Source organism: Polaromonas sp. P4_H1 (assembly GCF_056400945.1).
Genome location: NZ_JBFUKG010000023.1, coordinates 75,879 through 86,196, shown reverse-complemented (window position 1 = coordinate 86,196; position 10,318 = coordinate 75,879). Strand labels below are relative to the sequence as shown.

Genomic DNA, 10,318 nt, shown 5'->3' with positions numbered 1-10,318 from the left:
CGGTGCAACTGTGGACAGAGTGGGTCTCGCGAGGCCTCTCGGCCACGAAGGATTGCGGGCGGCTATTCACGTTGATCGCACAATGCAGGGTCGGCCATCGACCCGGACGCATCGAGCCGCGAATGCGAAAACGAAGGCCCAAACCCTACCCCTGGTTGAAGGTGCCCCGCGACCAGGCTCGCCGACACGTCCAGAGGCATGGTCATGCCTATGAGCCAAAGTAAGTGCCATTCCCGTTAAGACCCGTTCCCGTTGAACTGCCCCGCTGGACTAACCTTTTATTTGAGCGGCACTCAGCGTGTAATTCTGGCCGCCACGCGTTGCGATCTTGTGCGCGCCGATCCGGTTCCCCAGTGCCGCGCAGCGGGCCAGCGACCAGCCCTGCTCCAACCCGTACAGCAGCGCGCCGCGAAAGGCGTCGCCACAGCCGGTCGGATCGACCACCGTCTCGGCCTTGACCGGAGGCACCAGCGTCTTCTCGCCGTCAATCCAGATTTCGCAGCCCTCCGCGCCTAAGGTCACGACCACGCCCTGCACCTGCCGGGACATCTCGGCGCAAGACAGGCCCGTGCGGTCGCTCAGCATTCTGGCTTCGTAATCGTTCACCGTGACCCAGCTCGCCAACTCGACAAAATGAGCCAGTTCCTTGCCGTCAAACATGGGCAGGCCCTGGCCTGGGTCAAACACAAAGGGGATGCCTGCTGACTTGAATTGCTCGGCATGCTGCAACATGGCGTCACGCCCGTCCGGTGAAATGATGCCGAGTTTGATATCGCTGCGCGCTTCGATACGGCTGATGTGGGCCTGCATCATCGCGCCCGGGTGAAAGGCCGTGATCTGGTTGTTGTCGCGGTCGGTCATGATCATGGCCTGCGCGGTGTAGGCATCGCCGACTTGACGCACAAACTCCGTGCTGATACCCATCACGTTCATGCGCGCCACATAGTCGGCCCCGTCGCTGCCGACGGTGGCCATGGGCAAGGGTGCACCGCCGAGCTGCCGCAGGCTGTAGGCAATGTTACCGGCACACCCGCCGAATTCGCGGCGCAGGGCCGGTACCAGAAAGGACACGTTGAGAATGTGCAACTGGTCGGGCAGGATCTGCTCCGAAAAGCGACCCTCAAAGGTCATGATGGTGTCAAACGCCAGGGAGCCACAAATCACAGCAGACATTCAGTTCTCGATTCAATCAGGGGTAATGGGGTGAATGGGTAATCAAGGGTAAAAAGCAAGGACACGATACCCAGCCACGCGCCAGGACGCCGGTGCCTGGGATGACGGCGCCGGCGAGGCACTGCGAATACCTTCACCCGAAACTTTCAGGCTCAGGACACCGGCCAGTTCCGAACGGGCGGCCAAGGTGGTGGTGGTCACACCAAACTGCGCGGGTGTCACGACGCGGCGGACCACCGCCCGGTCCTGGGTATCCGTGAGGGTCACTTCCAGAGAGGGTACCTCCAGCGCAATGGTCCCGGTATTCTTGAGCACAAAACTGAGCCGGTACGCATCGGGGCCGATTCTGTTGAAGCTGGAGCTGTCAATCACCAGGGAGTCGATATGGCGTGGCGCGCGAATTTCACAGCGCAGCTGCCCACACACCGTCTGCAACAGGGCGCCGAGCCGGGGATCCAGCGCAGCCAGACTGTCTTTTTGCTGTACCAGCCATTGAAAAACCAGCGTGGCCGTCAGCACAAGCGCGAGCGCACCCAGTGACCAGCGCACCAGCGGCTTTTTCCAGAAGGCCCTGTTCCGTGCAGTACGCACAAAGGAAACATCGTCCGACACCCCGGAAGCCGGCATCTCCGACGATTCGAATTCGGCCTCATCCGCAGTCGCCGTATGAACCAGTTCCGGTGTGCGCGGGGGCATGTCCTCCCGGGCGGCACTGGCCGGAGCGGGCACGCTGTCCTGCTGCTTGCGTTCGTGGAGCGCCTGCTTCCAGCTGGCCGGATCAAAATCGGCGACGCTGTCGTGCTCCTGCGCATCCTGCACGGAAAGAAAAGGGGTCAGCGGCACCCTGTCGGCAAACGACCGGGCGGGCGCCCAGGAAGACTCGGCGGCCGACTCCTCCGCCTGCGCCGGCTCGCCGATGTCCGGCGCCGAGGCAGCCTCGCGAAACACCGGCTCCTGCTCGGGGCTGAAGACCGAGGGTGGCAGGCCGGCCGCTTCACCCGGCAGCAGGTGCGTTGAGGCATCAAACACTTCAGCACAATGCCCGCACCGTACCCAGCCCTGAGAGACTTTGAGTTGATCGGCCACGACCTTGAACATCGTGCCGCACGCGGGGCAGCGGGTAATCAGGCTCATCTAACGCCGTATTGTAGGGGGGGAGGAGTCGTTACCGGCCGGCAGGCAGGCCGGACAACGGGTTGCCGCGAGCCTAGAACCGCGCGCCCATCAGGATCCAGCCTTCTTCCTGGTCGAGCACCTGGAGCTGGCAATAAGGCAGATAGGCCGCCTTGAGTTCGTCGGCCTGACGCTCCAGAATGCCGGCGAGCACCAGATTGCCGCCCTTTTGGACATGCGAGCACAGCAGCGGCGCCAGCACTTTCAGCGGTGTGGCGAGAATATTCGCGAGCACGGTCTGGTAGGCACCGACGGCCTTGTCAGGCAGGCCGGCATTCATGGTGACATGGTTGGCTTCGGCATTGGCGCGTGCGGACTCGACGGCGGCTTCGTCGATATCGACGGCATCAATATCGACCGCCCCGAACTTGGCAGCGCCAATGGCCAGAATGCCCGAGCCGCAGCCATAGTCGAGGACACGGCCCAACGCCTTGTTCGCCGCGCCCTGGCCCGCAATCCAGCGCAGGCACATGCGGGTGGTCGGATGGGTGCCCGTGCCAAAAGCCAGGCCTGGATCCAGACGGATGAGCTGTTTTGCCTGTTCAGGCGGTTCGTGCCAGGTCGGCACTATCCAGAATTCGGGTGTAATTTCTACCGGCGTGAACTGCGACTGCGTGAGCCGGACCCAATCCTGCTCGGGCACGGCCTGAACCGCCACCAACTGGCAGCCCGCAAAAAAATCCTGGGCAGCGAGTACGGCGGCGGCGTCCCGCGCCAAAGCCTCGCTGGCAAACAGCGACACCACGCGCGAACGTTCCCAGCCAGCCTTGGGTGGCGGCATGCCGGGCTCGCCAAAGAGCGCCTGTTCGGCCGGTGTCTGGGCATCGGCGTCTTCCACCGAGACGCTCAACGCATCGAGCGCGTCCAGGGCTTCGCTGAGCGTTTCCACCTCGTCGACTGGCGCCAGCAGAATCAGTTCAAACATCGCGCATCCCTTTGCCGTAGATCTGTATGCCGGGGTACCAGGCAGTCCGTTCAAGCCAGGGCCGCGGAACCGGCTTTGCCGGGCCGCAGGCGCAGCGGCACCGGAGGGGCTGGAGCCTGCGGATCCAAAGCTGCTTGAGCAGCTTTGGACAGGCGACAGAGGCGAAGCGTCTCGCTAGCCGCGGCCTGCAAGGCCTCGGGAGCGACACGCAGTGCGCGACCGTGGGGGCTTTACCTATCACGCTTGGACAGCCACTCTTCGAGGTAGTGGATGTTGGTGCCGCCGTCCATGAATTTGGCGTCGACCATGAGTTCCCGGTGCAGCGGAATATTGGTGTTGATGCCTTCCACAACGGTCTCGGCCAGCGCCGTGCGCATGCGCGCCAGGGCCTGCTCGCGCGTATCGCCGTGCACGATGATCTTGCCGATCATGGAGTCGTAGTTGGGCGGCACAAAGTAGTTGGCATAAATATGGGAGTCCACCCGCACCCCGGGGCCACCCGGCGTGTGCCAGGTCGTGATACGCCCCGGTGAGGGAGTGAACTTGTAGGGATCTTCCGCATTGATGCGGCATTCGATCGCATGGCCCTTGAACTGGATGTCGCGCTGCAGGAAGGGCAGCCTTTCACCGGCCGCCACCATGATCTGGGTTTTCACGATGTCAACGCCCGTGATCCACTCCGTCACCGGATGTTCCACCTGCACGCGGGTGTTCATTTCGATGAAGTAGAACTCGCCGTTTTCGTAGAGGAATTCGAAGGTGCCGGCACCGCGGTAATTGATTTTCTTGACGGCAGCCACGCAGCGCTCGCCGATTTTTTCTATCAGCTTGCGCGGAATGCCCGGCGCCGGCGCCTCTTCAATGACCTTCTGGTGGCGCCGCTGCATGGAACAGTCACGCTCGCCAAGCCAGACCGCGTTCCTGTGCTGATCGGCCAGGATCTGGATTTCGACGTGCCGCGGGTTCTGCAGGAATTTCTCCATGTAGACCTCGGGATTACCGAACGCCGCGCCAGCCTCCGCCTTGGTGGTCTGCACCGCATGGAGCAGGGCCGCTTCGGTATGCACCACGCGCATGCCGCGGCCACCGCCGCCGCCCGCCGCCTTGATAATGACCGGATAGCCGACTTGTTTGGCGATCCGCTTGATGATCACGGGATCATCCGGCAGCGCACCCTCGGAACCGGGCACGCAGGGAACGCCCGCCTTGATCATGGTCTGCTTGGCCGACACCTTGTCGCCCATGATGCGAATCGACTCGGGTGTGGGACCAATGAACTTGAAACCGCTCTTTTCAACCCGTTCGGCGAAATCGGCGTTTTCGCTCAGGAAACCATAACCCGGGTGAATCGCCTCGGCGTCAGTGACCTCGGCCGCCGAGATGATCGCGGGCATGTTGAGGTAGCTATGGGAGGAAGGGGCGGGTCCGATACACACCGACTCATCGGCCAGCTTGATGTATTTGGCTTCCCGGTCGGCCTCGGAGTAGACCATCACGGCCTTGACGCCGAGTTCCCGGCAGGCACGCTGGATCCGGAGGGCAATCTCACCCCTGTTGGCGATCAATATTTTTTTGAACATGCGTCGATGGGCCTGGTTCGGCAAGGGGGCAACAGCCCCGCTTACTCAATAATGAAGAGGGGCTGCCCGTATTCCACAGCCTGGCCGTTTTCCGAAAGTATCTTGGTGATGGTGCCGGACTTGTCGGCCTCAATTTCGTTGAGGATCTTCATGGCCTCAATGATGCAGATCGTTTCGCCCTCTTTCACCACACTGCCGAGCTCGACAAAAGGCTTGGCTCCGGGGCTCGCGGAGCGGTAAAAGGTACCAACCATGGGTGACTTGACGGCGTGGCCAGCGGGAGCGGCCGGTGCGGACGCCTCCACGGCGGGCGCGCCACCCGCGGGAGCTGGCGCCGGAGCTGCTACCATGGCAACAGGGGCCTGCTGCATCACGACGGGAGCACCACTGGATTTGACAATGCGTACCTTGCCTTCGGCTTCGGTAATCTCAAGTTCGGACACATTGGACTCTGAGACGAGATCGATCAGTGTCTTGAGTTTTCTTAGATCCATAGATTCTCCAACGACGGTAGATACTGGCGCCAGGATGTCAGCACGCAGTTTGAATGAGCATGAAAAATCGGCATTGCCGATCTTCGTTCTTTTTCCACTTACTCTCAGCTTTTAAGCCTTAAAACGCTTATCAGTCAATTATTGTGCGCGGCAGTCAATGGACTGGCCCGAGGAAAGCGCAGAGTGTACCTCAAGCCAACACTGCTCAAAACCAGCTTTCACAAGGTTATCCCTGAGGCTCCAAATGACGCCAACGCCACTGTAAGCCGTATTTGCATGCAAATACAGCCATTTTCAGAACATTTGGATAAAACTCGGCAAAACTCGCCGGTCTCGCCGATGCAAGGGTCAGACTATTTGAGTTGTGCCCATTGCGCCAGCTCTTCGGGCATGATTTTGCCGATCTTGCGGTGCAGCAGCTGACCGGAAGCGCCGAAGATCACTGAAAAAGGCAAACCGCCTGCGAGATTACCGAGTGACTTGCTCAACTCGGTGCCCGTCAAACCCGCCAGACCGACTGGAAAATTCAGCGGCCTCGCCTGTAGCCAACTCCGTACCGCACTAGGCTGGTCCACTGCCAAGCCCACAGTTTGCCAGCCCTTATCCTTGTTTTCCTGATAAAAGTAGTCCAGCAAAGGAAGCTCTTCCACACAGGGAGGACACCAGGTTGCCCAAAAATTCACCAGCAGCGGCTTGCCCCTGAAGCTGCTCATGGGCAAATTCCCGCCAGCCGGCGTCTCAAAACTCAGGCTCCAAAAAGCGTCCTGCGTTTCCTCAGCCTTGCCGGCCACGCCCGTGCCTGCTGCCGGTGCCACCGCATGGGGCTGGAATTTCCACCACGCCGCCCCGGCGCCGGCCAGGCCGGCCACCGCGGCAACGCTGCCATAAAGCATATTTCTGCGATTCATTTTCTTCAAAACTCCGGAAAGGTTGTCCTGGCGCGCTTACACGCTGGCCAGCAATTTTTGCACTGCAGGCAGATCGCCACGGGGCGTACGGCCTTTGGCATCGGGCTTCAGGGCACCACGCAAATCGTCGTGATCGTAGACCATCAGGTGCACACCGACGGTCTCATTGAGGGGCTTGCACACACTTCGCAGACTCAGCGCTTCCACGCTGTCGCCGGTGAAGCCGTTCACGGTGCGTGGCTCGTAGTCCACGTTGTGCTCTATGAGGGCGATCTCGGCCGATTTCGGGTCGTCGCAAAACAGCTGAATGTAAATATCCGAGAGCCGCGTGGCCGTACCGTGCCAGACCGCACCTCCCAAGTGAGGCCGGAATTGAGCCAGGCGCTCCATCCAGACCAGGGCCAGTTCGCGCAGGGCAGCCAGTTCGGCGGGCTGGGTATCGGCGCAAAAGAGGGCTATGTATTCACGCACGGCGTCTTCCAGTTCGTCGTTGCCGGGCAGTTCGGTGCGCACGGGCAGCGCCATCTGCTTGACGGCGCGGCGTTTGGCGGGGCCGTATTCCAGCCCCTCCTCCACCACCAGCGCAGCGGCCATGGCGGCGATTTCGGATTTGAGGGTGTTGAGTTTCACGGGTCAGTAGCACGAAAGAGGAAAAGTCCGCAGGAAAGCCCCGCGCAGGGGTGGGAGCGGCGCCAAAGTGGCGAAATGGGCGCCCCGGTGATTGTGCCCCTGTTGGGTTCGGGCCGGCATCAAAAAGTTCACGGCCTGCCCTTTCACTATCAAATCAGGAGCGAATTCCGGCCAAATTGAATGGGTTGAACGTGGGTTGTCCATGGGTTGAACGGCATTTTTCTTTCCCACATGGGGCCCTGCAAGCCGCCGTGGTGACAAAACCCATGAGGGCCCTGCCTAGAATACAGCCCCATGCACATACATATTCTGGGAATTTGCGGCACCTTCATGGGCGGCCTCGCAGCCCTGGCGCGGGAGGCGGGGCACAAGGTGACGGGTTGCGACAGCGGCGTTTATCCGCCCATGAGCGACCAGCTGCGCGGCCTGGGCATTGAGCTGATTGAGGGTTACGGCGCCGACCAGCTCGCCTTTGAGCCCGACGTGTTCGTGATCGGCAACGTGGTTTCGCGCGCGCGCGGGTCCGACGGCAACCCCAAATACCCTTTGATGGAAGCCATCCTGAACAGCGGCCGGCCCTATACCAGCGGCCCGCAATGGCTTTCGGGCCATGTGCTGCACCATCCCACTCACCACCCGACCGGGCCACGCCATGTGCTGGCCGTGGCGGGCACCCACGGCAAGACCACGACCACGGCCATGCTGGCCTGGATCCTGGAGAGGGCCGGGCTGCAACCGGGCTTCCTCGTCGGTGGCGTGCCGCTGAATTTTGGTGTCTCGGCCCGGCTGGGCGAAGGCAACACCTTCGTGATCGAAGCCGACGAATACGACACGGCGTTTTTTGACAAGCGCAGCAAGTTCGTGCACTACCGCCCACGCACCGCCCTGCTGAACAACCTGGAGTTTGATCACGCCGATATTTTCGACGACCTGGCGGACATCGAGCGGCAGTTTCACCATCTGGTGCGCACGGTGCCCTCACAGGGCCGCGTCGTGGTAAATGCCGGTGAGGAAAGCCTGCAGCGCGTGCTGGCCCAGGGCTGCTGGAGTGAGCAGGTACTCTTTGGCAACAGCCCACTAAATCAAAGCGGCTTCACCGCCCAGGGCGAACCGAACGACTTCAAGGTGCTCAAGGCCGGCCAGGCCGTGGCCCACGTCCAGTGGGGCATCGGTGGGGTCCACAACCAGCTCAATGCCCTGGCCGCCATCGCCGCCGCAGAGCACGTGGGCGTGGCACCCGAAGTGGCCGCCCGGGCACTGGCCGAATTCCAGAACGTCAAGCGCCGCATGGAAGTGCGTGGCGTGGTTCATGCACCCGGTGGCGATATCACGGTGTATGACGATTTTGCCCATCACCCCACGGCCATCCACACCACCGTAGACGGCCTGCGCCGACAGCTCAAGGGGGCAAGAAAAGACGGAGACCGCATCCTGGCCATTTTCGAGCCGCGCAGCAACACCATGAAGCTGGGCAGCATGACGGCGCAACTGCCCTGGAGCCTGGAGCAGGCCGACCTGGCGTTTTGCCACGCTGGCGGACTGGACTGGGATGCGCGGGCCGCGCTGATGCCGATGGGCGCACGCGCCCAGGTCGCTGACAACATCGACCAGCTGGTGGCGCAGGTCAAAGCCTCAGCCCGCCCGGGCGACCATTTGCTGTGCATGAGCAATGGCGGATTTGGCGGGATTCACGCGAGGCTGCTGGAAGCGCTCAAATCCTGATGCGCGGCCCTTTATGGGCGACGATGGGCGACGCACCGGGAGAACTCAGGTCGGGCGCGAGCAGGTAACCGAGGGGCCAAGCGTGGATCAGTAGCTGATGCTGAGCGCCGCCACATCAATGTGTACCACCGGCTTGGCCAGCGACGCGCTGGCTGCGCGGGCAAACTCCTGGGCCCATTGCGGGTCGGCAAATTTGGCCGGGCCACCGGCCTGGGCTACCACCACAACCTTGTCGGCAAGCAGCAGCTTGCCGGTGGGCCGCAGCGGCTCGCAGCCCATCTGGGTGAACTGGTCGTCCAGCCACTGCCTGGCCACTTCGTGCGGCATGGGCTGCACTTCATGCAGGTCCACGCGCACTGGCGGGCTGTTTTTAAATGTCACCCTGACTTCGCTGCGCATGGCTGGCTCCCGGTGGTGGAAGACCCATGTTCGCTATAGCAAGGTGCATCGGCAATTCGCGGAAACCCGCGAGTGCCGGCGCACCTCTTGGCCGTCTGGCCTACTTTTTGGCCCGCCGAGCCAGCACTGCGGCCGACAGCGACTCCAGCACTTCAAGCGAATGGTTCCAGCCCAGGCAGGCGTCGGTGATGCTTTTACCGTACTCCAGCGCCTGCGCGTCGTCCTTGCCTGGCGTGAACTTTTGGGCACCGGAATTCAGGTGGCTTTCCACCATCAGGCCGAACACATGATGCGAGCCACCGGCCACCTGGCCTGCGATGTCACGCGCCACATCCACCTGCTTTTCGTGCTGCTTGGAGCTGTTGGCGTGGCTGCAGTCGACCATCAGGGTAGCCGGCAATTTGGAGGCCTCAAGCTCCTTGCAGGCTGCCGTGACACTGGCCGCATCGTAATTGGGCGTCTTGCCGCCGCGCAAAATCACGTGGCAGTCCTTGTTGCCGTTGGTCTGCACAATTGCGACCTGGCCGTTTTTATGCACCGACAGGAAATGGTGGCCGCGCGCAGCCGCCTGGATGGCGTCAGTGGCAATGCGAATGTTGCCGTCGGTACCGTTCTTGAAGCCGATGGGCGCCGACAGGCCAGACGCCAGCTCACGGTGTACCTGGCTTTCGGTAGTGCGCGCGCCGATCGCGCCCCAGGAGATCAGGTCACCGATGTACTGGGGTGAAATGACATCGAGGAACTCGCTGCCCGCCGGCAAACCCAACCGGTTGATTTCAATCAGCAACTGGCGCGCGATGCGCAGGCCTTCGTCGATGCGGAAGGTTTCATCCAGGTAGGGGTCGTTGATCAACCCTTTCCAGCCGACCGTGGTGCGCGGCTTCTCGAAATACACGCGCATCACGATTTCCAGCGTGCCGGCGTATTTCTTGCGCTGCTCCATGAGGCGGCGCGCGTACTCCAAGGCCGCTGCCGGGTCGTGAATGGAGCAGGGGCCAATCACCACCAGCAGGCGGTCATCCTTGCCCGCCATGATGTTGTGAATGCTCTTGCGTGTCCGCGTGATCAGCGATTCAACAGCGGTGCCGCGGATCGGGAAGAAGCGGATGAGATGCTCTGGAGGAGGTAGCACGGTAATGTCCTTGATGCGTTCGTCGTCGGTCTGGCTGGTTTTTTCGACGTTCGCATACCAGCTGTCGGTGGCAGGGCTGGCAGAGGTGGCTTTGGCATTCATCGCAGGCTTCCTTTTTAAAATTCAGGCAATTCGGGATCAGTCAAACATTCAAATATTCAAATAAAAAAACGGCAAAAAAA

10 protein-coding genes and 1 pseudogene are annotated in these 10,318 nt (G+C 61.6%); 2 read left to right on the top strand and 9 right to left on the bottom strand.

All coding sequences use genetic code 11. The features are described 5' to 3' along the window. Positions 1-224 (top strand): annotated as a pseudogene (locus AC1DS5_RS23130) (IS4 family transposase); the annotation flags it as partial. Positions 225-270: 46 nt separating this feature from the next. On the opposite strand, the gene AC1DS5_RS23125 reads toward AC1DS5_RS23130, so the two are convergent. The 7 genes from AC1DS5_RS23125 to AC1DS5_RS23095 all read right to left on the bottom strand — a co-directional run bounded on the left by AC1DS5_RS23125 (position 271) and on the right by AC1DS5_RS23095 (position 6,847). Then, a complete protein-coding gene (locus AC1DS5_RS23125) occupies positions 271-1,173 on the bottom strand; it encodes a carbohydrate kinase family protein (RefSeq protein ID WP_477720596.1) in 903 nt (300 codons plus the stop codon). 42 nt (positions 1,174-1,215) lie between these two features. Then, a complete protein-coding gene (locus AC1DS5_RS23120) occupies positions 1,216-2,307 on the bottom strand; it encodes a DUF3426 domain-containing protein (RefSeq protein ID WP_477720595.1) in 1,092 nt (363 codons plus the stop codon). A 73-nt stretch (positions 2,308-2,380) separates the two neighbouring features. Continuing rightward, positions 2,381-3,271 carry a 50S ribosomal protein L11 methyltransferase gene (gene prmA, locus AC1DS5_RS23115; protein ID WP_477720594.1) on the bottom strand — a complete coding sequence of 297 codons (891 nt, stop codon included), beginning with the start codon at positions 3,269-3,271 and terminating at the stop codon, positions 2,381-2,383. Positions 3,272-3,501: 230 nt separating this feature from the next. Further along, positions 3,502-4,851 (bottom strand): acetyl-CoA carboxylase biotin carboxylase subunit, encoded by a 1,350-nt coding sequence (gene accC, locus AC1DS5_RS23110; protein WP_477720593.1) that lies wholly within the window; start codon positions 4,849-4,851, stop codon positions 3,502-3,504. A 41-nt stretch (positions 4,852-4,892) separates the two neighbouring features. Further along, positions 4,893-5,345 carry an acetyl-CoA carboxylase biotin carboxyl carrier protein gene (gene accB / locus AC1DS5_RS23105; RefSeq protein ID WP_477720592.1) on the bottom strand — a complete coding sequence of 151 codons (453 nt, stop codon included), beginning with the start codon at positions 5,343-5,345 and terminating at the stop codon, positions 4,893-4,895. 353 nt (positions 5,346-5,698) lie between these two features. After that, entirely contained in the window at positions 5,699-6,136 is a 438-nt protein-coding gene (locus AC1DS5_RS23100) for a TlpA disulfide reductase family protein (protein ID WP_477720591.1), read from the bottom strand. A 153-nt stretch (positions 6,137-6,289) separates the two neighbouring features. After that, complete coding sequence (locus AC1DS5_RS23095; protein WP_477720599.1) at positions 6,290-6,847, bottom strand: hypothetical protein; 558 nt, start codon at positions 6,845-6,847, stop codon at positions 6,290-6,292. A 330-nt stretch (positions 6,848-7,177) separates the two neighbouring features. Here AC1DS5_RS23095 and mpl point away from each other — a divergent pair, with 330 nt between their 5' ends. Next, positions 7,178-8,605 (top strand): UDP-N-acetylmuramate:L-alanyl-gamma-D-glutamyl-meso-diaminopimelate ligase, encoded by a 1,428-nt coding sequence (mpl, locus tag AC1DS5_RS23090; RefSeq protein ID WP_477720590.1) that lies wholly within the window; start codon positions 7,178-7,180, stop codon positions 8,603-8,605. 87 nt (positions 8,606-8,692) lie between these two features. On the opposite strand, the gene AC1DS5_RS23085 is transcribed toward mpl, so the two are convergent. Both AC1DS5_RS23085 and AC1DS5_RS23080 read right to left on the bottom strand, forming a co-directional pair. Beyond that, the gene (locus tag AC1DS5_RS23085) at positions 8,693-9,004 is read right to left on the bottom strand and encodes a hypothetical protein (protein ID WP_477720589.1); all 312 of its coding nucleotides are present in this window, start codon (positions 9,002-9,004) and stop codon (positions 8,693-8,695) included. A 100-nt stretch (positions 9,005-9,104) separates the two neighbouring features. Beyond that, positions 9,105-10,238 (bottom strand): 3-deoxy-7-phosphoheptulonate synthase, encoded by a 1,134-nt coding sequence (locus tag AC1DS5_RS23080; RefSeq protein WP_477720588.1) that lies wholly within the window; start codon positions 10,236-10,238, stop codon positions 9,105-9,107. Positions 10,239-10,318: the final 80 nt, after the last annotated feature.